This is a genomic window from uncultured Clostridium sp., from assembly GCF_963515715.1.
Taxonomy (GTDB): domain Bacteria; phylum Bacillota; class Clostridia; order Clostridiales; family Clostridiaceae; genus Clostridium_AW.
Window position 1 is genome coordinate 39909 of record NZ_CAUPZS010000023.1, and the last position, 24245, is coordinate 64153.

Here is a 24245-nt window from a genome sequence, read left to right on the forward strand (position 1 = left end):
AATGATAGCTATAGGTAGTGACCATGCAGCTTATGCATTTAAAAAAGAAATAGAAAAATACTTAGAAGAAAAAGGAATCCCTTATAAGGATTATGGATGCTTTAGCGAAGAGAGAACAGATTACCCTATATATGGTGAGCTAGTTGGAAGAGCTGTAGCCAGTGGAGAATGCGAAAAAGGCATTTTGATATGTGGAACAGGAGTAGGTATCTCTCTAGCAGCAAACAAAGTAAAAGGTATAAGAGCAGTAGTATGTAGTGACTGCTATACCGCTAAACTATCTAGAGAGCATAACGACACTAATATATTAGCTATGGGTTCAAGAGTTGTAGGTATCGACTTAGCTAAAATGATATTAGACAGCTGGTTAGAAGCTAAATTTGAAGGTGGAAGACACCTAAAAAGAGTAAACATGATTAGTGATATAGAAAACAAGAGATAATTATAATTGCTTATAAAGCTAAACTGCTTATTACCCCATAATACCCCGTACCCCCAAAAGATAAATTAAAGCAGTTTAGCTTTTATTTTATTTGTTCAAGTTTCTTTATTTAAGAAATTCTATAACCTGTCCTCTGTTTTTAATTTCTACAACTTCACAAAAATCTCTTTGCACTTTATCTTTGAACTTCTTTGTAATAGAGGATTTAGCCCAAAAATGCATAGGTATAAAAAGTTTAGGTTTAACCTTATCGATGAAATATTCTCCTCCTACATAAAAAAATTCATCAAGTCTAGGGTCTGTAGGAAAGAAAGCTATATCCACATCATGTTCAGCAATTTTCCTCATTTCTTTTTTAAAAGCTAATTCCATTTCTAGGTTATCTTCCATGGGATCATCTTTCCAATGCCACCAGTTAAAATCTCCAGAGTGAAAAATACTTAAGCCATCAACTTCTACTAGATAACATACACCTATGTCCGTTGACTCAAAGGTTTTTATTAGTACATCCCCTAGCTGAAGCTCTTTATTAGACCATAATATGTTGTAGTTTTTTTTGTAGTCCGGAAGGGTAATATCGCTACTTAGCACGTAGTTTATATTTGGATTATATTTAACCCAATCCAAAATAACAGGGTTGAAGTGATCTTTATGACCATGGGAGGAAAAAACTAAAACATTATCTTTAATTTTTAAATCTTCTTCTCCTACAACTCCATTATCTAAATTTCTTACTTCTCCAATAGATGAATCTTTATAATAGTCAAATATTAAAAGATGATTCTCAGTTTGGACTGAAAATCCATCATGATACAAATAATTTATTTTAGCTCTATATTTATCCATAAATCATGCTACCACCTTGTAAAAATATTTAATATATCTAGTATAACATTATACTAGAGTATTTGGTTGAAATAAAATATCATCTATAGTATAATTTTACTGTATATATAATTTATTTTAAATTTAATGAGAAAACCCATATTTTCTGAACTAATACATGACATATAGATCAATAATTTTAAAAAGTAAAAATATTGATCTATGAATTAAGAAATTTACTATTTAATCATGTAAAAATCTAAAAAATATGGTAGTGTAGAAGCCAACCACTCTGAAATCAAACTTCAGAGTGGTTATTTATATATGAATAATAAAAAGTGAGGGAGACGAGGCATGGAGAAAACTAAGAGTTCATTATTTGGGGATAAGGAATTTTACAGTACCCTTGGAACAATTGCTTTACCCATAATTATACAAAATTTTATAAACTCATTTATAAATATGTTAGATACCGTTATGGTTGGAAGATTAGGAGAAACGGCAATAGCAGCGGTAGGAATAGCTAATCAGTATTTTTTATTATTTAATTTATTAATGATAGGAACATATAGTGGATGTGGCATATTCATATCACAGTTTTGGGGAAAAGAAGACACTAAAAATATAAAGAAAATGGTTGGAATAGCTCTGTTCACCGGCATTATAATTTCAATTGTATTAGGAATATTAGCTTTTGTTTTTCCAAGACAAATAATTAGCTTTTTTAATAAGGATACTAAAGTAATACAATTAGGAGCTGAGTACTTAAGAATAATTGCTACAAGTTATATATTAACGTCTATTACTTTATGTTTTGCTTTTTCCTTACGTTGTATTGGACAATCTTCTGTGCCTATGTTTGTAAGTATAGTAGCTCTCTTTAGTAACGGAATATTAAATTATATATTTATTTTTGGTAAGTTAGGTTTACCAGCCATGGGAGTTACTGGGGCAGCAATAGCAACGGTTATTTCAAGGGTTATAGAAATGCTAATAATGGTTTTTTATGTGTATAAAACTAGAAGTGTTTTAGGTATAAAATTAAGTGATATGTCAGATATAACAAAAGATTTTGTAGGAAGAATCTTTAAAACAGTAATACCTGTTGTATTAAATGAAGCTTGCTGGGGACTTGCAACTATAGTATATGCTGCAGTATATGGAAGAATAGGAACAGAAGCAATAGCTGCAGTACAAATTTGCAGCACGGTTCAAAATTTATTCATGGTTATAAGTATTGGTATGGCAAATGCTTCTACGGTTATGATAGGCAACAAAATAGGTGCTGGCCAAGAAGAAGTAGGAATGGAATATGCAAAAAAATTCTCTGTTTTAGGGTGTATTTCAGGTATAGCTTTAGGAGCTATTTTAGCAATATCAGCGCCATATATATTAAAGTTATTTAATGTATCTCCAGATGTGGCCCACGATGCTAGAATGATTTTATATATAACTGCGCTGGTAATGGTAATAAAAGTATTTAATATTATACTCATAGTAGGAATACTTAGAGGTGGTGGAGATGCAAACTTTGCTCTAATAGCGGAAGGAGCCACAATGTGGTTTATAGGAGTACCATTATCATTCCTTGGAGCATTTGTATTTAAATTACCTGTTTACTGGGTTGTTGCTCTACTTACTGCAGAAGAAGTAGTTAAATGTATTTTAGGATTGACTAGACTTTTATCAAATAAATGGGTTAATAATGTGGTTTGTGATATGTAATTTTAATTGAATTGTAGAATAAATTAGCTGGTATTATAGATAATAAATAATACCAGCTATTTATTATTTTATTTAGAAATGAGGATTAACCATGGAAGATCTTATTAAAGTGAGAAAGACAAGGTATAGATGGCACAAATTATTAATCATAGGGTTAGCTACTTATATATTAGGTATTATAGTATTAATTTTAACAGGAAATATAGTAATATTTCCTGCGGTAGTTATGGTAGGAAACTTTCTTATTCCTGTTACTTATGTTTCTTTTTTCTATGAGAGGAGACGATTTAGCAATGTAAATATGACCGATGTTGTTGCCAGCTTTTTTTATGGTGGTTTTTTAGGAACCTTTGCAGCCGCTATATTAGAGCCTATTTTTATTACTACTTTAAGCTTTAAAACCGCCTTAGTAGTTGGAATAATTGAAGAGTTTACTAAGTTTATAGGAGTGCTATTTATATACAGACGTAAAAGACATAGGCTACATATAGACGGAATAATATTGGGAGCTGCTGCAGGCATGGGATTTGCAGCTCTCGAGAGCACAGGATATGCATTTACTACCTTCTTAAGAAGTAGAGGAAGCCTGTCTCTTACAGTTTATGTGACCTTGCTAAGAGGAATATTATCTCCTTTAGGTCATGGGACATGGACTGCTATATTGACAGGAGTTTTTGCTAGAGAGAATACTGAAGGGACTTTCAAGATAAATAGAAAAATTATAAATGCATATATAGTAGTCGTATTACTTCATGGATTATGGAATGCAGTACCAACAGTAATTTCTGCAATATTTTCTTTCAACTCAGCGGTTTTAATTTCTGAGGTAATAATCGGAGCCATTGGAATAATTGTATTAATGAAGCAATGGAGTAGGGCTAATGAAAGTTTATATAGCAGATAGTTGGCAATTGAGAGTTGTGAGAGTTGAGAATTGAAATTTGAGAATTATGGAAGGGATTTTGCGGAGGCAAAATCCCTTAATTTTGATAAACTTTTTTATAAAGATACCATTCGATAACTTTCCATTATCCATTATCAATTTTCAATTAAATAAACAGTCTAACCACTTGTGTTACAGTAAAGCAAGTGAGTATCCCTAGAGCAGTAGGAAGAATGAAGGATATAGCAGTCCATTTCCAACTTTGAGTTTCTTTTTTTATAGTTAATAAGGTAGTGCCACAAGGGAAATGCATTAAACAAAAGAGCATTACATTTATAGCTGTAAGCCAGGTCCAGCCATTTGATACCAATAGTTCTCTCAAAGCATTAAGGTTATCTAGCTCAATCATTGCCCCAGTTGACATGTAGCTCATTATAAGGATTGGCATAACTATTTCATTGGCGGGAAATCCCAATATAAATGCCATTAGAATGTATCCATCCATACCAATAAGTTGAGCAAATGGATTTAAAAAATTTGCGCTATGATCTAAAAGTGTCATGTTACCAGCTTTAATATTTGCCATAATCCATATAATTAAACCAGCAGGGGCAGCTATTGCTACAGCTCTACCTAAGACAAAAATAGTTCTATCGAAAATAGATCTAATTAATATTTTTCCTACTTGAGGTTTTCTATAAGGAGGTAATTCTAAAGTGAAGGAAGAAGGAACACCTTTTAATATTGTTTTAGATAAGAACTTAGACATTAAAAGGGTAATTATAACTCCAAGCACTATAACTCCTGTTATTGTCAATGTAGCGATCAAAGATTGAAAAGAACTATTTGAAGCACCAGCGATAAAAATAGTAGTTACGGCAATTAAAGTGGGAAAACGTCCGTTACAGGGGACAAAAAAGTTGGTAATAATAGCGATTAGCCTCTCTCTAGGTGAATCTATAATTCTACATCCAATAACTCCAGCAGCATTGCATCCGAAACCCATACACATGGTCAGGGCTTGTTTGCCATGGGCACAAGCTTTTTTAAAGAAATTATCTAAATTAAAGGCCACCCTAGGTAAATATCCTAAATCCTCAAGAAGAGTGAACAATGGAAAAAATATTGCCATAGGAGGTAGCATTACAGATATAACCCAGGCTAAGGTTCTATATACTCCTAGTACTAACATGCCATGTAATTTTTCAGACCACCCATTAGATAAAAACAATTGAGTCAATTTATCTTCTAAAGAGAAGAACATATTAGACAGCAATTGAGAAGGGTAATTAGCACCCTTTATAGTAATCCAGAATATTAAAGCTAGCATTAGAATCATTATAGGAATACCAAAAGTTTTGGAAGTTAATATATCATCTATTTTTCTATCTATGTGGTTGTAGTCATCTTTTTCGAAATGAACTACTTTATTTGCGATATCTTCGCTTTCTTTTACTATGCTAGAAGCTATTTCATAGGAGCTATTTTCATCTTTTTTTATAAGAGATGTTAAAGATTCATCTACAGATAGATCGAAACCTAAATACTTGTCTATGGATTTTAATATAAAGTCCTCTCCATCTATTAATTTTAATGCAAGCCATCTACTATCTAGTTTGTCTTCGCATAATTCTTTGAGTCTTGGATTTAATTTTTCTATCGTATCTTCAACAAAAGAATTATATTTTACTTTTAAAGGATTGGTGATAATTTCTCCCATAGATACTTTGTAAACTGCTTCCATTAGTTCATCGATACCATCTCCGCTGCGAGCACTAGTGCCAATAACAGGTATGCCAAGAATGTTTGATAATTCCTTTAAATTTATGTTTATTTTCTTCCTATTAGCCTCATCAATTAGGTTTACACATAGAACTACCTTATCCGTCATTTCTAATATTTGAAGAAGTAAGTTTAAATTTCTCTCAAGGCAAGTAGCGTCGGCTATTACTATAGTAGCATTAGGATTTCCAAAGCAAATAAAATCTCGTGCAATTTCTTCTTCCGCAGAATTAGATAGCAAAGAGTAGGTTCCAGGCAAGTCTACTAAAATAAAATTTTTATCTTTGTATTCGTAGCTGCCGTGGGCAGTTGCAACGGTTTTTCCTGTCCAGTTTCCAGTATGTTGTTTCATTCCAGTTAAACTATTAAAAAGAGTACTCTTGCCGGTATTTGGATTACCAGCAAGAGCGATTACAATATCTTTTTCGGGATCAATATTAATGTCTAGCATTTCTTTCATTAAAAATAATCCCGTGGACTGACTTGTAAGTCCCATTACAATACCTCCTGAAATTAATGAATGACTTCTACTAATATTTTTGATGCTTCTTCAGAACGAAGAGCAATTACAGCACCTCTTATTTCGTAGGCGATGGGGTCCCCTGAGGGACTTTGTCTTAAAGATTCCACCTTAGTGCCAACTATTAATCCTAAATCCAACATTCTTCTTTTTGCATTTCCTTCAGAAGTTAAATCCTTTACTCTGGCAAAACTACCTAAAGGGATATGATTTAAGGGCATTATATTTTGCTCCATATTTTTACCTCCAAAAAGTTAGTGGTGTGAAAGATTTTATTTCCATACTGGTAATATATTAATAATTAATTAAATTTGTTACACATATACTTAGATTAATTGAAAAATTTAGAGTTGTTGATTCTATTTAAAAAGGGGGAATAAAAAATGGGGGACTATAAGAATTTCCATACGGTGAGAGGATATGAGATAATTGAAAAAGAGAAAAAGACTTTAACACATAGCATGGAAGATTATTTAGAAATGATATATAGAATAAGTTTAAAGGATGGGGGTGTTAGAATAAATATTTTAGCCCATGCTTTAAATGTACAACCTCCCTCCGCAACTAAAATGGTGCAAAAGCTTACTAGATTAGGATTTATAAACTATGTAAAATATGGAGCTGTATTTTTAACTGAAAAAGGGGAGAAAATGGGGAAATTTCTTTTAGATAGACATAATATAATTGAGGAATTTTTTAGAATGGTAGGATTAGAAAAGGATGTTTTATTTAATATTGAACTAATGGAACATAATATAAGTAAAGATGCCCTGAGTAAAATAGAGGTGTTAAATAACTTTTTTAGAGATAATCCAGATGTTGAGAAAGGCTTTCATGAATATAAAGAATCTATTAAAAATTTGGAGTGAAAAGGAGTTTCTCACCTGTGAATTTTTACAAAGACAATTGGGTATCCGAAAAAGGAAACTGAGGTACATAGTGACGTCGCTTCAGAAAAAGGCGCTCCTCCCACTATAGACCTCAGTCCTTTTATGGTTTACAAATATATTTTCAGATATTTAAAGGTGTGTAGGTGAATAGATTTCTTCATCTACACAAGTTAATTCGCTAAAGATTATCAATTGAAGAGTTTTTCTCATCAATTCTATTATTTTTATTAAAAGATAAGGCCCCGTATATAGCTGGAATTAAACCACCTATTAAATCTGCAATTAAATCTTCCATAGTATCTGTTACTCCAGTTAGCAAAACTCCCTGCATATCCATTCCTAAAATAATATCAGCAGTAAATTCATATACTTCCCAAAGTACTCCGCATAATGCCACAAAAGAAAGGATATACAAAAAAATGAATTTTGGATTTAAGGATTTTACAACTGCACTGTTATTTAAATTATTCATAAATACTATAGCTAAGAAACCGAGTATTGTTCCTGAAACCAAATGAAGCATTGTATCCCACCAAGTAAACTTATAAAAATTATTTAAAGTACCTAGATAGATGGATAAAAAAATAAATAGTACTATTGAAAAGCTTAATGTCCTGTTTTCCTTTCTTTTAAATATCTTAGTATACATATAAGGAATAAAAGTTAAAGCCATACCTGCTATGGCCATAAGAAAATAATAGTAGTCCTTAATCATAAGATTATTCACTGCATTAATTAGAAATAAAATTCTAATTATAAAAATTAGTAAATTATCTAAGTTGGCTAAAAATTTTTTCATAATAAATATCTTTCCTCGCTATATTTCTTTTAATATATAATAATATAGAGTAATGAACATTTAATTAATAGAATAATACAAAAAAGTTAATATTTAATTTTTAGATGAAAAAATGGGATTTTATTAAAATAAAATCCCATTTTAAGTTTAAAGTGAAAAAGGAGTTTTGCTGCAGTTTTCCTTGACAAGGAAGTGCAAAAAGTATTACTGTAAAATATGGACTCACTAACATTATGTAGTTAAAATAGGTTTATTATACATACTACGGAAATATTATTGAAATCGGGATTTTAGATTTTGCTAAAAGAGGCTCAGATCAGTGATTTTATATAATAAAAAATATTTTCTAAATTTGAAAGGGGAAGTGGCAGTGAAGGATAATTCAAGGATTAAAATATTAACGCCAGTTAATATAGTAGGATTCATACTAGTTGTGATGGCAGGATGGATTGATACAGTTGGTTTACAAATTTTTGCAAATGAAAGAGTTTCATTTATGACTGGTCGTGCTGCTGAACTAGGTGAGCGAATAGCAAAAGGCGATATGAGAGGATTCTCGTTTATAATAATTATAGTGATAATATTTATTGTTGGTGCGACTATATCAGCTAAAATCACTAGAAAATGGGGACTAATAGGTGGTTTGACTTTTTCAGGAGTGCTTTTAATGATTGCAGCGTTTTGTACATATGAAGGAGAGGTGCACTTCGTAGAGATAGCAATACCTATGGCTATGGGAGGACAAAATGCAGCCACAAGTTTGACACCGATTAACCGCACAACTCATTTAACTGGTCCAGCTACTGATATTGGAGTATATTTATCTTCTGGCAACTGGAACGGCATTATATTTTGGTTACTAAGGTGGATAGGTTTTCCGATAGGTTCATTTATTGGATTTAAGGTCATAGGAAAGTCAATAACACAGAATCATATAAATAGAGCACTGACACTTATAATTCCAGCTATTATAATTATTTCTACTGGTATTGTTCAGAAAATGACTGTAGATATACCCTTACTAGAAGATAAAATATGAAGAATACGTTAAAAAACTATGCGTAATGCCAAAGGCATTACGCATTAATTATTTCCCCACCGTTCACATGTATTATTTCCCCAGATATATAAGAAGCGTCAGGAGAAGCTAAAAATACATATGCTCCTGCAAGTTCCACAGGTTGCCCTGGCCTTCCCATGGTTGTAGTGCTTCCGAATGTAGATACATCAGTTTCGTTAAAAGATGAAGGTATCAGTGGTGTCCAAATAGGTCCAGGGGCTACTGCGTTTACTCTAATGCCCTTAGGTGTAAGGGATAGAGCTAAAGATCTAGTAAATGTTACTATAGCACCTTTACTAGAAGAATAATCTATAAGTTGTTCATTCCCTTTATAGGCAGTTATGGATGCTGTATTAATGATTGAAGCTCCAGCCTTAAGATGAGGAAGAGAAGCTCTTACCATATAAAACATACTGAATATATTAGTTTTGAAGGTTTTTTCCAACTGCTGGTCTGTAATATTTGCTAAATCTGTTTGAATATATTGAACTGCGGCGTTATTAACTAATATATCTATTGAGTTAAATTTATTTATAGTGTTGTTTATAGCATCATTACAAAAATTAGAATCCGTTATATCACCAGGAATTAATAAACATTCCCCTCCAACACTTTCAATAGCTTTCTTTGTTTCTTCCGCATCTTCATGCTCATCATAATATACTATGGAAATTTTGGCTCCCTCCTGGGCATATGCAACTGCAACAGCTCTCCCTATTCCACTATCTCCGCCAGTAATCAGAGCTACCTTATCTTTAAGCTTACCTGATGGTTTATAGTTAGGATTTTGAAATATAGGTTTAGGGTTCATGGTGGACTCTAATCCCGGATGTTTTGTTTGATGTTGTGCTGGAACAGATTTTGGAAAGCTGTTTATAAAGTCTAATTCTTTACTCATTATGTAATCATCCTCTCTAAATATTTTCATATAATAGTATTTGTATTTTTTTATTTATGATTCACTTATTTTAATTGAGAAATGCCTTACTAAAAACTATCTTTATTTCCAAACTGCTATCAACTTGGTATTACAAGCAAAGAAAAAGCCTTGGAAACATTGATAATACCAAGTTCCTAAGACTAGATGTCCTACTCCCATTCGATTGTAATCTGTCATTTATAATATATTGACTATATTTTTTGTCAAGCATTATTGATGGCGAAAAGCCCTAAATAGCAAATAAAAACATCCCCAAAAATGATAATACTAAATAAAAGATTGCTTCGTGTTTGATGACAACTGAAGATGATGTTATTTCATCTTTTTCGTTGCTGTTTTTTTTCAAGATGATGTGAAAGAATGCTTTAAAGATAAAATATCCGATAATAGCTCCTAGGGTGTTCATAATTAAATCATCTGTCGTTGTGGTTCGACTTTGAGTGAACAATTGACTTAATTCAATACATAAGGATAACAAAAAGCCCGACAAGGCAACCTTTTTAATTGTTCGAAATTGTTTCCAAATCAATGGTAACAAGAATCCTAATGGTATCGTCATTATAATATTCAAAACATACGGCATCATTGACTCAGGAGAACTAGAGAATGGAACTAAATAAATTCGATTAAATTTAGATGTAGATGCGGTAACAAACCTTTGCACATCCCAAATTGTTCCTATACCTGTTACGCCATAAACAGCTGCCAGATACAATAAAAAAATAAATACCCATAGAAAATGCTTGCGGGAAACTCCTCCTTCCTTCTTCTTAGCCCTTAAATAAAATCCTTTTTGAAATACAATACATAAAATAGATATACGAATAATGTTAAGTAAATAATCAGTATGAGCAACATACATAATACATATACGAATATAGACATATAAATACTGAAATAGTGACACAATAATCCCCCTTGTTGAATCAAAATTTAATTATTGACATGATTATAATATCAACAAAAATTTAAGAATAAGTAAATAAAATCTTAATACTTTCTAAATTTTAATAATTAAAGAAAATTAAGAGTGAAGAATGAAGAGTAAAGAATGAGGAGTAAAGGAGAGAATTCTGTAGAATTCTATAGATTATTATAAAGAGCTAAAGGGCTTTAATTATTTTTTTATCTAATTAATTTCTAACTTCTCTTTAGTGGTTATAGCTGTAGCAAAATAAACTACTTATAATAGAGAAAAGCCTTGTTTCCAAGGCTTTCTAAGTTTAAGGGAATTTTAATAAAATTCCAACAAATACTCTTCATTCTTCACTTTTAATTTTTCACTTTCAATTATTCTAAGGTGTAAAAGATCTTTGTATTACAGAATTATTCCTTCCTCTAGCAAAGACATCAATTCTGTTTTGGTTCCAGGATACAGAAGCAGGAGCAGAGGTTAAAAATCCTCCAAGATTTGTCCAGTTACTCCATCTACGTCCATCCCATTCCCTATGCATTAAATTATTAAAGATACCTCTAGCAAAAACGTCTATTTGATTTGGTCTTCTTGATGAAGCACAAGGTGCAGAAGTTAAGGTACCGCCGAGGTTTTCCCAATCGCTCCAACGTGAACCATCCCACCACTTATGGAATAAGTTATTGTTTCTTCCTCTAGCAAAAACGTCAATTCTATTAGGTCCCCAAGAAACAGCGCCAGGAGCTGAAGTTAAGCTTCCACCTAAGGCTTCCCAATCACTCCAACGTGAGCCATCCCACCATTTGTGATATAGTTGATTATCTGTCCCTCTTACAAAGCAATCAAGTCTATTAGAAGCCCAAGAACATATACTTGGAGAGGAAGTAAGGGTACCACCAAGGCTTTCCCAATCACTCCAACGTGAACCATCCCACCATTTGTGGTACATAGCGTTATCAGTGCCTCTTCCCACTACATCAATTCTATTAGGCCCCCAAGAAACAGCGCTTGGAGCGGAGGTTAAAACTCCCCCAAGATCTTCCCAAGTGCTCCACCTAGAGCCATCCCACCAACTGTGGATTAATTCATTTCTAGTTCCTCTAGCAAATATATCTAACCTATTTGCTGCCCAAGAAGATACCCCTAAAGCCGAAGTTATTCTGCCGGGAAGAGTTCGCCATGGGGACCATCTTCTATATAAATCTTGATCAAAGAAAAAGTCCATAATTATCCTCCAAATATTACTACTTACATAATATTCAATAAAAATAAATATGTTACTAGGAATGATATCTTAAGCTAATAGGTAAAAGAATTTGGATAAACAATTATAATATAAAATATTTTATAAAAAAGGATATAAAATTAAAATATAGAAAATAAAAGTAAAGAGCTTTATGTTGAAAATAAATAAATGGAACATAACTCTGACATAAAGCAGTATATTATTAAAGAGGAGGGATAGGTATGTTTAGAAATGTATTAAAAAAATTCAAAGACAACTATTTATTTATGTTACCATTCATATTAGTAAACTACGCCATTAGCGCAGCGGCAGATATAATGGCTGGAGGAGAAGGACAAATTGTTAATAAATATAATACTGTATTTAATAAAGGAAACTTTTTCGAAGGAATAAACAAAGCAGGTTTAATATTATTCATAATTTCTATAGTATTAGGCCCGTTAATATATTGTTCTATGAGTGTCATCTCTAAAAAGGTTTTCAGAGATGAAGAAATAAACATTGGTGAGTCTGTAAAGGAAGCTTCAAAATATTATTTTAGATATATATTATTAGCTTTATTAATAGCTGCTATGGTAATTGGTCTAACAATGGGTATAGGACTTATTGCACTTATGGGACCTTTAGTGGTGCTAACTCCAGTGTTATTAATAATAATGGTAGCTTATATGATAATATATGAGCCGTGCAGTGAATATTTGGTATACCATGATGTGTCACCAGAACAGGCTTTGAAAGAGGGAAAAAAAGTAGGTAAAAAATATTATTTTAGCCTATTAGGAATAATAATAGTAAGTTCCGTTATAGGGTATATAGTTCAAAAATTCTACAATGATAATTTAACAATTAATTTAATTGTTTCTTTTATAATAGTTAATATTAATGCATTTTTTGTTATGTTTAGAATCAACCTTTGCCACATGGAGTATTTAGAACTTGAAGAAGTGGAAGAAACGGAAGTCTATTAAGATAGGATAAGTATATTAAATAGGAAAAACCTATTAAATTAGTACAAAAAAATTTCATCCTCCATATATTAGTACTATATTAATTAGCAATATGAAGGGGAATTTTATGAATAAAAGAAAGAGGCTTGCGGATGCTGTATTCGAAGGTGGGGGAGTTAAAGGGATAGCCTTTTGTGGAGCCATAAAGGTTATGGAAGACAATGGTTATAACTGGAGAAACATAGCAGGCACTTCAGCAGGGGCTATTATAGCTGCACTCCTCTCTGTAGGATATAAAGCAGAAGAGATAAAAGCATTGATGGAAGAATTAGATTATAGAAAAATAATGGATAGAAGATTAGGATCAATCATGAACTTAGTTTTTTACAAGGGTCTATATAAAGGGGATTATATAAGAGAATGGCTAGAAGAGAAATTCTATGCAAAAATGAAGAACAAATTAGGAGAAAGAAAATCAGTAAAGTTCAAGGATTTAGTAATAGACGGAGAAGAAGGAATACTTTTAAATAATCCTAAGTATAAAAGAAAATATAAACTTCATATAATAGCCACTGACGTAACAAGGGGAAGAATATTAATTCTACCAGAGGATATTGAATACTATGGGATAGAACCAGATGAACTAGATGTAAGTTTAGCTGTAAGGATGAGCATATCTATCCCTATATATTTTGAACCTGTAGTGCTTAAAGACTACAGGGAAAAGTACTATATAGTGGACGGAGGAGTAATGAGCAACTTTCCTGTATGGTTATTTGACACAGAAGGTGAGCCAGAATGGCCAACCATAGGCTTTAGGCTTTTAGACTTTGAAAAGGCGGGGAAAAATCATAAAATAACTAATATTTTTAATTACTTTACTGCCTTAGTTGAGACGATTTTAAAAAATGATATAAACTTGGAAACAACGAAAATGGATAATTTGAGGATAATAGATATAAATACATTAGGCGTGAAAGCCACTGACTTTAAAATATCAGAGGAGAAAATACAAGAACTCTATTATTCTGGTGAAAATTGCGCAATGGAATTTCTAGACGGCTGGGAACACAACTATGCTGCCTATGTGCAGTTGAGAAAGAGGTTGAAGCTTACTCAGATTTAGAAAAATTGCGAAGCAACTTTAATTGCTTCGCAATTTTTAAGCACTAGTAGGCATATTAGGAAGATTATTAGGAGTATATTTCACAAACTCTAAATCCTTTCCTTTGTTAAAATATTCATCTGCATTAAAAGGGGTGAGTCTATTGTAGATTGCTCCTGCCATAGGATTGTGCAAATTTTTATAATAGCAGTATATTTCCTCTTGCAGTATGCTGGTAGGATACTCTCTACCTTGAATTTTAAAACTCTCTACGTAAGGTTGGAAAAGCTTTGTATACTCTGGAGGTATATAGATAAGATCTTCCTTTCTATCACCTTTAAAACATTTTATAGATTGAGAGTTTTCTTTGGTACTATTCCAATGTTCTTTTGCTACAGCGCAATTGTATAGACAATAGGAGTTTACTAATATACTATATTTATAATAAGGTGGAAGTTCTTTTAATCTCAATAGCGCTCTATTAAAAGGGAAATGAAGTACTAGCTTATCGTACATACTAAGGTCTTTTTCCCATAAATCTTTAGCACTTAAGGTTTTAGTGATGGAAGCTATCACCTTATATTTAGAATCGATCTTTTTTAATGTGGAAGCTAACTTATCAGAATTTACCACAAAGGTATTTATATTAAGATTTATATAATGTTTTACTACATCTATTGGAAGTCCCCCTTCCTTTTGAAAAAGCACTCCTGGATTAAATCCTCTATTTTGAATCTCTTTTATATAGAAATCATATTCCTCTCTAGTACTAGGTTCCTTATAAACTCCCCAAGATTTTTGAACTCCATCAGTATGACTTCTTGCATTGGAACAATCACCTTTAAAAGGAGGAAGAAATATAAATTCAATCCAGTCCCTATCTATAGTCTCTTGAAGAAAATCTAATAATCCTAAATCAAAGTTAAACGGAATTTCATACTTAATCAAAATATGCACCCTCTTTATTTGAAGTTTTTTCAATAAAATTACTTTTAATTCCTTTTATATTTTACTACAATTTTAAAAATAGTAACAGTAAGTTTGCAGGAATTTATTCCAATGTGTGGAATTTAAAGTTATTATTTAATCTTATATTTTTATATATGTTTTTTGTTAGCTATATGGTTTTAACAAATAAAAAACACTATGAAATGATTCTTATGCTAATTCACTTGCATAGGGCACATTACATAGGATTTTTAAGTTTTAAACAATAAATAAATGCATGTAATAAATGGAATTATTATAATTGTAAGCTAATTCCCAAAGAATGTAGTATAATTTAGTAAGGATTAAATTTTTAGATGATATCAACAATTATAGAAGCGGGTGAGTTATTTGAAAAACTTTTTTACTAATTCAACTAATTTAGCAAAGGAAATTTGCAAATTAAAGTTAAGTAGAGGGGATAGGGCGATAGATGCCACCATGGGTAATGGTAATGATACTATTTTTTTAAGAGAACTTGTAGGGGAAGAAGGAAGGATTTATTCTTTTGACATACAAGAAATTGCCCTAGAAAATACAAGAAGGAAATTAAATGATATTAATATAGATATAAAAAATGTGGAGCTAATCTTAGATGGGCACCAAAACATAGATAAATATGTAAAAGAAAAGGTTAAGTTAGTTATATTCAATTTAGGATATCTTCCAGGAGCGGATCATAAACTTACAACGAAGGGAGATACCACGATAGAAGGAATAAAAAAATCTCTTGATATTTTACAGAGGAACGGTGTTGTTATTTTAGTCATATATTACGGACATGAAGGCGGAGAGAAGGAGAGAGGGGAAGTTTTGGATTTTATTTCCTCTTTAAATCAAAAGGAATATAATGTTTTAAAACTATCCTTTATAAATCAAGTGAATAGTCCTCCAGAGCTTATTTGTATTGAAAAAAGAGGATGTTGTACATAATTTAAATTATATTTAACTTAAGAAAATGTAAGCAAATTGTTACAAATTAAGAGTACTTTAATGCTAGAATAATAATATAGAATAATTATTTTGAAATAATTTTTAAACATGATGCAAGTTAAGTGTAAAGAGTAGAGGATTAAAGCAAATGTAGAAACTTTACGGGAAGTTTTTAGGCGTTTTTTAATTCTTAACTTTTAATTTTCCACTGACTTAGAGGGGGAGAGAAGTATGGGCAGAAAAAGAAGAAAAAGAAAAAGTAGAGCTTTAAAGAGAATAGGAGTTTTAACATTTTTAGTAATGTTATTTTCAATTTCGGCATGGACGGGAATTAAGGTCTTTAGTTACAAGAATTCAGCTACTGCCTTAGGTGTAAAAGATGGAAATACATCTTTAACAGATAAGGAAGATGATATAAATAAGGATGAATCGAATAAAGACGAGTCAGATAAAACTAAGGAAGATCCTACTAAGGACGACGTAAAGAATGAGGAAGATAAAAAAACTGATGGTGGAGTAGATACAGAGAAGAAAGAAAATATTCCTGAAGATAAAAAAATAGCTTATTTAACCTTTGACGATGGTCCAAGCGCTAAAATAACTCCGCAGATACTAGATATACTTAAAGAAAATAATGTAAAAGCTACCTTCTTTGTATTAGGATATATGGCAGAAGAAAATCCAGATGTATTAAAAAGGGCTAGAGACGAAGGACATGCTATAGCAAATCATAGTTATAGTCATAATTATAAACAATTATATGCAAGTACATCAAACTTTTTAGCCGATATTAAAAAGAACGAGGAAACCATAAGAGGGATATTAGGAGAATATAATTCAAAGGTAATAAGATTTCCAGGAGGATCCTTTGGAAAACATGATTTTATAAATGCTGTAAAAGACGCGGGATATCATTCAGTGGATTGGAATGCTTTAAATGGAGATGCGGAAGCTCAAAATGTGCCAAAAGAAAAACTAGTAGCTAGGCTAAAAGAAACAACATTAGGACAGAAAAAATTATATGTATTAATGCACGATGCTCCAGCAAAACAAACAACAGTACAAGCATTGCAAGAAATAATAGATTATCTTAGAGATAGTGGATATGAGTTTGGGACTCTTGAATAGTATAAATTTGAAAATATATTTGTAAAACGTAAAAGAGCTAAGCATTTGGTGAAATAGGAACTTCACTAAGTGCTTAGCTCTTTGTTTTAGATAGCGATGTGTTACAATTTAGCTTTGAATATATAACTATAAAGTATAAAGGAGTTAAGATAGGTTATTTTTGTAGTAACCTATAATTGTGAAAACAATTTACCTCAATATAAATTTAAAAATACATCTGTAAAACATAAATGAAAAATCTATTTATTTTATAGAAGAAGTTAAAAAAACATCAAAAGACGAATTTCTTCGTCTTTTGATGTTTTTGGGGCTATCATTTTTTATTAAAAAAGGAGAAGAAATACAAAAATTAGATGTTGTTACCACAACAATTTTTATACTTCTTTTCACTACCACAAGGACATAGTTCATTTCTGCCTATTTTAGGAACAGTAATGGTTTTGTCTTCAGAATAAGTAACCTTCAAATCAGTTAGCTTATCCTTTCCGAAAATCAAGTTCCATTCTGGTAGGTTGTACAAATTATCTACACCAGCTTCTAATAAAGCAATGTAGAGTTTTTCGAAATCTATATCTAAACTAATTCTAGAATTCTCTGTTATGTTCTCAAGATTCACAGGTTTCTTTAATGAAGAGTTGATTCCATCTAAAAATCCTACGAAGGATATTTCAGAAACATCAAATTTCTTAGCTAGGTTTTTGAGGGCTCCCCTCATGATAGTTTTATAATTTTTTAATATTATTGGTATTATTTTTTCTTGTACTGCATTCAATTCGCTCCAGAAATCTTCTTCTCCTCTAGTTTGAACGAAAAATACAACTAACTCTTTCCACTCATTGTATAAGCTCATATGTAATTCTCCTTTTACTTAAGTGTAGTTCCACGTTTTATTATATACAATATTATGTGGATTTTCAACTTAATAAATGCGACTATAGAATAAGTTTATCATAATATAAAAAAAAATCAATATATGATATAATGGGAAATACAAGAAAAATTTAGAAGGAGGCGATTAATATAGAAAAGAAACATATAGTAGAAATGGACATCGGAAAAGCTTATGCTACTTTAGCAGTAATTATGATACATATCTCTGCCTTTGCCATATCCTCAAGTGATATTGGAAGCTCTAATTATAAAATATTCATAGTACTAAATCAATTATCTAGGTTTTCAGTGCCAGTGTTTGTTATATTTTCAGGAATAGGGTTAGGTTTGAGCTATAGAAAAGAAAAAAGCATATTGAACTTTTATAAAAAAAGAGTATTTAAAGTAATCCCTCCTTATATATTATGGGGGATTATATATTTAACCTTAATAAATAAAAATTTCAATTATAGTCAATGGCCCAATTTATTTTTAAAAGGAGATAAAATTTTTTATCATCTTTATTTTTTGCCAATGATTATAGAACTTTACTTAATCTTTCCCGTATTATATATAGTGAGCCAAAAAATATGGGGTGTAGTTCTATCATTGATAATATCTGGAGGAATTATAACTACTGCCCATTATTATAATATTCCTGATTTAACTTTAGATTTTTATTCTAAAAGAAATATAATATTTTGGTTATTTTATTTTTCTTTAGGAATATATTTTAGTGGGAATATAAAACCTAGCATTGAAAAATTTAAAAGGAATAAAACCTTTATAGCAGGCATATTATTACTATGCATAACTGGACTTCTATGGGAAAGTTTTAATAGCATAGCTCATGGCAAGAGCTTAGATTATGCTACTACTTTTATAAGACCTTCTGTAATAATTTATTCAATAGTATTTACAGCCTATATATTAAGTAGAGATTATAAAGAGAGGCTAGGGATTAATATACTTAAAAGTATATCAATAAATTCATTCGACATATATTTTTCTCATCCATTAGTAATCTATTATTATATGAAGGTTTTTAAATACTATAAAATCCACATAGGAAGCATAGAATTTATTTTATCTTCAATAATACTATGTACCATTCTTCCTATACTAATAAATAGTGGAACAAAAGCTATATATTCTATGATTTTAAATAAAAAGAAAAAAGATTAAAATTATAGAAGGAATTCAGAATGTTATGTAGAATAAGTAATCGATAAAGTATATATAGGATATGTAAATAATAAATGGGGTATATGGTTACATTTTCTAAGGAAAAAGGTGTAGCAAAATCAAAAAGGTTGTTGTATAATAGTAAGCGAGGTTAATATTACTAATAAGATATAATGTTAGTAATGATAATAAGTTGTGGGTTTATATAAAGAAACATGGATATAAAGATAAAATAAAGTTAAATTGTGAAAAATTTTTAATAAACCTAGAAAATGAAGATTTTTTATGATATAATTACCATTAAGTCTAAAATGGTGAATTACCGCCATTTGTATAAATGCGTTATATATTAATTTAAATATATAAATAAAATAAAAAACAATTTTTTAATTTCACTTAAATGAGGAGGTTATCATAATATGAGTAAGAAAAGCCACAAGGCACTAGCAAGTGCAACAGTTATGAGCTTAATACTTACATCAACATTAACTGCAGTACCAGTAAGTGCAGCAGCAAGTGTTGAAAGACTAGAAGGAGCAGGCAGAGAGGAAACTGCTATAAGCGTTGCTAAGAAGGCATTCGCTGATGGAGCTGAAACAGTAGTATTAGTTAACGGATACGGATACGGAGACGCAGTAAGTGCTACTCCACTTGCAAAAGCATTAAATGCACCAATTCTTTTAACTAATAAAGTAGACGTGCCATCTGCTGATTTATTAAATACTTTAAGCAGCTTAAAAGCTAAAAAAGTAGTTATTGTTGGTGGAGAAGGTGTTGTAACAAAAGCTTTAGCTAACAAATTAGCAGAAACTTATACAGTAGAAAGAATCGGCGGAGCTTCAAGATATGAAACTAACGCTGGTGTTGCTAAAAAAGTTTTAGAATTAACAGGAAAGAAAGAAGCTTTCTTAGTTAATGGACAAGATGGATACGCTGATGCTTTATCAGTAGCTTCAATAGCTGCTTCAAAGGGAGCACCAGTATTATTCGGAAACAAAAACGAAGTTCCATCAGTAGTTAAAAACGTTGCTGAAGGTTTAACAGTTTCAGCAGTAGGTGGAGCAGGTGTATTACCAACTTCAGTTGTTGATTCCGTAAAAGGAACAAGAGTTGCTGAAGGAAAAGACAGATTCGCAACTAACTTAGAAGTATTAAAGAAATTCAAAGATGACTTAAAGTTAGATAGCATATACATGGCATTTGGTGGAGCAACTCCAACTCAGTTCGCAGACGCATTAGTTGCATCAGCTGCAGCTGCTAAAGTAGGAGCTCCAGTAGTACTAAGTGGAAGCAAGAATTCCGACGCTTCAACAAGTGCTGCTAAAGACTATATAAAAGCAAACCACAAAGACAACACTAAGATTTACTTAGTAGGTGGAACTGGATCCTTAGATTCAGCTATCGAAAGCTCAATCAAGGATATGGTTAACCCAGCTGTTACTGAATTCAAATTAGAATCAGTAAAAGCTGAAAATTTACATGAAGTTGAAGTTAAATTCAGTAGACCAGTAGATAAAATAACTGCTACTGATAAAGATAACTACACAATAAAAAGAGAAGGCGCTACTATTCCAGAAATAGATTCAGTTAAATTATTAGATGATGGTATGACTGCAAGATTAGTATTTGAACGTGGACAAAAACTTGATAATCAAAAAGAATATAAATTATCATTTAATAATATAAGAGAAGCTGATGGAACTAGAGTATTAAAAGTAGAGGATCATAAATTCGAACCAGTGGATTCAACACTACCATATGTTGAAAAAGTTGAAGCATTAGGTAATAGAACTATAAGAGTAACATTTAATGAACCTGTTAAACCTGATACAAATACTTCATGCTTCACTGTTGACGAAAAACCTGTAGCTGGATACCTTGATATGTCAAAAGATGATAGAGCAATTACAATAAAACTACACTCAGCATTATCAAATGGAGATCATAAGATAAATGTTAAAGGAGTTAAAGACTACTCAGAATTAGGTTCAATAGGTAAAGATATAACATTTGCTGTAGTAGAAGATACAGTTGCTCCAACAATTACTTCAATTGAAAGTGCTACATTTGAAAAAGTAGTAATTAAATTTAGTGAAATAGTAGATCCATCAACAGTTTTATCATCAAATATTTACTGGAAACAAGGAACAAGTAAAAAGTATCCAAAAGAAGTTAAAGAAGTTTCAGGAGATACTTGGGAAATAATATTTGGTGAAAATGACAAATTACTTTATGCTACAGATTTATATGTAACAGGAGTAAAAGACTATTCTGGAAATGAAATAGATAAAGACGCTAAAATTCAAGTTATACCAACAGTGGATCAATCTAGACCAGATGTAGTTAATGTTGAAGTTAAATCTGATGACAGAAAAACAATAACTGTTAAGTTTAATAAGTCATTAGATTTAGATTCAGTTAAAAAATCTGAAAACTATGTAATTAAAAACAATGATGGAAAAGAAGTAAATAAATATAAAACAGCTACACTTAATAAAGATAAAGAAATCAAAATAACATTAGCTACTGAACTTGAAGCTGGAAAAGAATATACTATAGAAATTTCAGGGGTAACTGATGACACAACTCTTAAAAATGCTATGTTACCATACAATAAGAAGTTTGTTGTAGAAGATAAAGTTGAACCAAACGTACTTTCTGTTGAGAGATCAAACGATCGTACTATAGTAGTTAACTTTGATGAAAAGATGGCTACAAGTGGAGATGGATCAATACTTGAGACAAAGAATTACTTCTACTCAGAAGATACTGACTTACAAAATGCTAAATGGAAGCAACTTCCTGATGGAACTAGTATGAATGTAACTGCAGATGGTAAGTCAGCGATAATTACATTCCCAACAGAAGAATCAGGTAAGAAAGTTAAATCTATTGATGTTAGATTAGTAAAAGATTTAGCAGGAAATAGCCTTGACAAGTTAACACAGAAATTTAATGTAGCAGCTGCAACAAGTGCAAAGGTAGAAAAAGTAGTAGCTATAGAAAAAAATAAAGTAGAAGTTACATTTGATGGCAGAATTGCTTCTAATACGGTTACAAGAGGAGACTTTACATTAAAAGCTGGTGGTTCTACATTAGATGTTGTAAACGCTGAGTTAAAATCCGATGATGATAAAGTTATTGTTCTTACTATAGCAGATGCGAAGAAATTAAAAGAAAATGCTAAGTATGAAGGGGATAAAGAAGTTGAATTATCAATATCACAAAATCCTAGAACTACTTCACCAAACGAAAAAGTTATTGATAATGTAATAGCTTCAGGAAAAGAAAAAGTTAAGGATGAGATTAAAGCTACTGTAGATGAAATAAAATCAGAAGCAGATAATCAAGTTTCAATAATATTTAACGAAGATGTTAATATAGCTGATGCTGATAAAGAACTTGCATACACAGACATACGTCTAGTAAATAGCAAAGGAACATTATTAACAAAAGATGATTATACTATTGATACAACTGGTAAGAAGTTAGTTATCACATTTAAGACTAATTTAAGAACTGATGTTATGAAGATATCATTAACTTCTCCAAGATTCATAAAAGATATAGCTGGAAACACTGTTGAAAAATATGATGAAACAGAAATTGGAGTAAAAACAGCAACAATAGCAGAAACTCCAGCTCCAGAAGTTCCAGAAGTTCCAGAGGTTCCAGAAACTACAGAAGAAGAAGGAAAGTAATCTGGAGAAACTCGGTCACATGGCTCATTTGTAGTGATGTCAAGTACTAGCCGAAGTTTTATCAGGAGACACTAAAATGAATGAATAATTCAAATAAGAGAGATAGTCTTAAAAAAGACTATCTCTTTTTAATTTTAGAATGAAAAAAGTCCCTTTAGTGGGATTTCCACCACATCTATTATCTATTGATCTATCATCTAAAAATCTACTAAACTTATTTGCAAAATACAAAAGATCTAAGTATATAATAAAATAGCGACTTTTCCCAAGCGGCCTCACTACGTACTTAGCTCTCTGTTTGTAAGATTAAATTATCTTTGTAGAAATTCATATCTGAAAATACATTTGTAGACCATAAGGCAGTGGTAAAGCCATTTAGTCCGGAGCGTCGCCACTATATATTTAGTTCTCCTTTTAGATATTGTAATTACCCTTACAAAAACATACAATCCAGCAACCAATTTTCCATAATTATTCAAAAAATAAGATATGTAGTGAAAAAAGCACTTTTCGATGAATAAATCTGTAGCACTTTGAAATGTTTTTTATATAATAATATTATATATGGGAAAATTTAAATAAGGGTTGGTGTTTTATATATGTTCTTTTTCTTATGGTGCTTTTTTATAATAATATGGATTGCGATAATATGGATTATAATAATAGCGTTAATAAGCTCATTGTGCCAACCTCGTCATTGCATATTTACTAAAAATGTTAAATTTATAGATAAAGATCAATTTAGAGAAAAGGATAATAAAAATGAGATAACACTAACAGTTAAGGATAAAGATGGCAGTTGCGGAAAGGCTATAATCCGTGCAAATAAGATAAATTTAAATGTGAACCGTGCTTAACTTTGAAAAGTAGGATGAATATAATGAAAGAAATTAAAAAAGATATTATATCCATAGACGAATTTGAAGAAGACAACAGATGCAGTACCTGGTAGTTCTGGCAGATGTGCAGCAATAAGGATTGAGTGTGATACTGTTAATGTTAATATAAACTTTAGGTGATAGTTATAAATACGTGAGAGATAATCTAAAAAACTAGATATTTAGATGTCTAGTTTTTTAGATTTTTAGATAATAAAGAAATCCCCTTGAAGAAATTTCCACTGAATCTACTATCTGTGAATCTATTTGTGAAATTAAATTATCCTTGCAGATATTTACAAATGAGAAACCAATTTAGAGGTGCAACAAATAAAAAATGCTACGTAATGCTTCTTATGCTGATTCGCTACAATAAGAACTTCTAAAATTTATTTTATAAAGATTCCTAATGCTGACAAACTCCCTTCGGTCTGAACTGCACCCTGTCAAGTAGACAGTGAAAATAATAAAAATTGACCTAAGCGG

Annotated in this window: 21 protein-coding genes; 12 read left to right on the forward strand and 9 right to left on the reverse strand. The window is 31.1% G+C overall.

Features of this window, described 5'->3' with window-relative positions; all coding sequences use genetic code 11:
* The first annotated feature begins 1 nt into the window (after position 1).
* On the forward strand, positions 2 to 442 hold the full coding sequence (gene rpiB, locus RYO54_RS14840) for a ribose 5-phosphate isomerase B (protein ID WP_315120389.1): 441 nt from the start codon (positions 2 to 4) through the stop codon (positions 440 to 442).
* 105 nt (positions 443 to 547) lie between these two features.
* On the opposite strand, the gene RYO54_RS14845 is transcribed toward rpiB, so the two are convergent.
* The gene (locus tag RYO54_RS14845; RefSeq protein WP_315120391.1) at positions 548 to 1288 is read right to left on the reverse strand and encodes an MBL fold metallo-hydrolase; all 741 of its coding nucleotides are present in this window, start codon (positions 1286 to 1288) and stop codon (positions 548 to 550) included.
* 333 nt (positions 1289 to 1621) lie between these two features.
* On the opposite strand from RYO54_RS14845, the gene RYO54_RS14850 reads away from it, so the two are divergent.
* Together RYO54_RS14850 and RYO54_RS14855 are read left to right on the forward strand one after the other, a co-directional pair.
* A complete protein-coding gene (locus RYO54_RS14850; protein ID WP_315120394.1) occupies positions 1622 to 2992 on the forward strand; it encodes an MATE family efflux transporter in 1371 nt (456 codons plus the stop codon).
* Positions 2993 to 3083: 91 nt separating this feature from the next.
* Positions 3084 to 3896, forward strand: a complete 813-nt coding sequence (locus RYO54_RS14855; protein WP_315120396.1) for a PrsW family glutamic-type intramembrane protease — start codon at positions 3084 to 3086, stop codon at positions 3894 to 3896.
* Positions 3897 to 4041: 145 nt separating this feature from the next.
* Here the strand turns inward: RYO54_RS14855 and feoB are convergent, their stop codons facing one another.
* Together feoB and RYO54_RS14865 are read right to left on the reverse strand one after the other, a co-directional pair.
* Positions 4042 to 6153 (reverse strand): ferrous iron transport protein B, encoded by a 2112-nt coding sequence (gene feoB, locus RYO54_RS14860; RefSeq protein WP_315120399.1) that lies wholly within the window; start codon positions 6151 to 6153, stop codon positions 4042 to 4044.
* Positions 6154 to 6170: 17 nt separating this feature from the next.
* Positions 6171 to 6413, reverse strand: coding sequence for a FeoA family protein (locus RYO54_RS14865; RefSeq protein ID WP_315120401.1), 243 nt, complete (start codon positions 6411 to 6413; stop codon positions 6171 to 6173).
* A 147-nt stretch (positions 6414 to 6560) separates the two neighbouring features.
* Between RYO54_RS14865 and RYO54_RS14870 the strand changes: the two genes are divergently transcribed.
* Entirely contained in the window at positions 6561 to 7046 is a 486-nt protein-coding gene (locus tag RYO54_RS14870) for an iron dependent repressor, metal binding and dimerization domain protein (RefSeq protein ID WP_315120403.1), read from the forward strand.
* Positions 7047 to 7245: 199 nt separating this feature from the next.
* Here the strand turns inward: RYO54_RS14870 and RYO54_RS14875 are convergent, their stop codons facing one another.
* Positions 7246 to 7866 (reverse strand): hypothetical protein, encoded by a 621-nt coding sequence (locus RYO54_RS14875; RefSeq protein ID WP_315120405.1) that lies wholly within the window; start codon positions 7864 to 7866, stop codon positions 7246 to 7248.
* A gap of 370 nt (positions 7867 to 8236) precedes the next feature.
* Here RYO54_RS14875 and RYO54_RS14880 point away from each other — a divergent pair, with 370 nt between their 5' ends.
* The gene (locus RYO54_RS14880) at positions 8237 to 8905 is read left to right on the forward strand and encodes a YoaK family protein (protein ID WP_315120408.1); all 669 of its coding nucleotides are present in this window, start codon (positions 8237 to 8239) and stop codon (positions 8903 to 8905) included.
* Positions 8906 to 8942: 37 nt separating this feature from the next.
* Here RYO54_RS14880 and RYO54_RS14885 read toward each other — a convergent pair whose 3' ends face one another.
* From RYO54_RS14885 to RYO54_RS14895, 3 genes are all read right to left on the reverse strand, one after another.
* Entirely contained in the window at positions 8943 to 9824 is an 882-nt protein-coding gene (locus RYO54_RS14885; RefSeq protein WP_315120439.1) for an SDR family oxidoreductase, read from the reverse strand.
* Between the two features lie 271 nt (positions 9825 to 10095).
* On the reverse strand, positions 10096 to 10728 hold the full coding sequence (locus RYO54_RS14890) for a VanZ family protein (protein ID WP_399549573.1): 633 nt from the start codon (positions 10726 to 10728) through the stop codon (positions 10096 to 10098).
* 433 nt (positions 10729 to 11161) lie between these two features.
* Positions 11162 to 12004, reverse strand: a complete 843-nt coding sequence (locus RYO54_RS14895) for a carbohydrate-binding protein (RefSeq protein WP_315120413.1) — start codon at positions 12002 to 12004, stop codon at positions 11162 to 11164.
* Positions 12005 to 12246: 242 nt separating this feature from the next.
* Between RYO54_RS14895 and RYO54_RS14900 the strand changes: the two genes are divergently transcribed.
* Both RYO54_RS14900 and RYO54_RS14905 read left to right on the forward strand, forming a co-directional pair.
* The gene (locus RYO54_RS14900; RefSeq protein ID WP_315120416.1) at positions 12247 to 12993 is read left to right on the forward strand and encodes a hypothetical protein; all 747 of its coding nucleotides are present in this window, start codon (positions 12247 to 12249) and stop codon (positions 12991 to 12993) included.
* Positions 12994 to 13099: 106 nt separating this feature from the next.
* On the forward strand, positions 13100 to 14098 hold the full coding sequence (locus RYO54_RS14905) for a patatin-like phospholipase family protein (RefSeq protein WP_315120417.1): 999 nt from the start codon (positions 13100 to 13102) through the stop codon (positions 14096 to 14098).
* 36 nt (positions 14099 to 14134) lie between these two features.
* On the opposite strand, the gene RYO54_RS14910 is transcribed toward RYO54_RS14905, so the two are convergent.
* Positions 14135 to 15025: a hypothetical protein gene (locus tag RYO54_RS14910; RefSeq protein ID WP_315120419.1), complete on the reverse strand. Its 891-nt coding sequence runs from the start codon at positions 15023 to 15025 to the stop codon at positions 14135 to 14137.
* A 390-nt stretch (positions 15026 to 15415) separates the two neighbouring features.
* On the opposite strand from RYO54_RS14910, the gene RYO54_RS14915 reads away from it, so the two are divergent.
* Together RYO54_RS14915 and RYO54_RS14920 are read left to right on the forward strand one after the other, a co-directional pair.
* Positions 15416 to 15997, forward strand: a complete 582-nt coding sequence (locus RYO54_RS14915; RefSeq protein WP_315120421.1) for a class I SAM-dependent methyltransferase — start codon at positions 15416 to 15418, stop codon at positions 15995 to 15997.
* 231 nt (positions 15998 to 16228) lie between these two features.
* On the forward strand, positions 16229 to 17125 hold the full coding sequence (locus tag RYO54_RS14920; RefSeq protein ID WP_315120424.1) for a polysaccharide deacetylase family protein: 897 nt from the start codon (positions 16229 to 16231) through the stop codon (positions 17123 to 17125).
* Between the two features lie 349 nt (positions 17126 to 17474).
* On the opposite strand, the gene RYO54_RS14925 is transcribed toward RYO54_RS14920, so the two are convergent.
* A complete protein-coding gene (locus RYO54_RS14925) occupies positions 17475 to 17975 on the reverse strand; it encodes an SEC-C metal-binding domain-containing protein (protein ID WP_315120427.1) in 501 nt (166 codons plus the stop codon).
* Positions 17976 to 18169: 194 nt separating this feature from the next.
* Between RYO54_RS14925 and RYO54_RS14930 the strand changes: the two genes are divergently transcribed.
* The 3 genes from RYO54_RS14930 to RYO54_RS14940 all read left to right on the forward strand — a co-directional run bounded on the left by RYO54_RS14930 (position 18170) and on the right by RYO54_RS14940 (position 23738).
* Positions 18170 to 19180: an acyltransferase gene (locus tag RYO54_RS14930; RefSeq protein ID WP_315120430.1), complete on the forward strand. Its 1011-nt coding sequence runs from the start codon at positions 18170 to 18172 to the stop codon at positions 19178 to 19180.
* A gap of 419 nt (positions 19181 to 19599) precedes the next feature.
* The gene (locus RYO54_RS14935; protein ID WP_315120432.1) at positions 19600 to 22881 is read left to right on the forward strand and encodes a cell wall-binding repeat-containing protein; all 3282 of its coding nucleotides are present in this window, start codon (positions 19600 to 19602) and stop codon (positions 22879 to 22881) included.
* A gap of 599 nt (positions 22882 to 23480) precedes the next feature.
* A complete protein-coding gene (locus tag RYO54_RS14940; protein WP_315120434.1) occupies positions 23481 to 23738 on the forward strand; it encodes a hypothetical protein in 258 nt (85 codons plus the stop codon).
* The last annotated feature ends 507 nt before the right edge of the window (positions 23739 to 24245 follow it).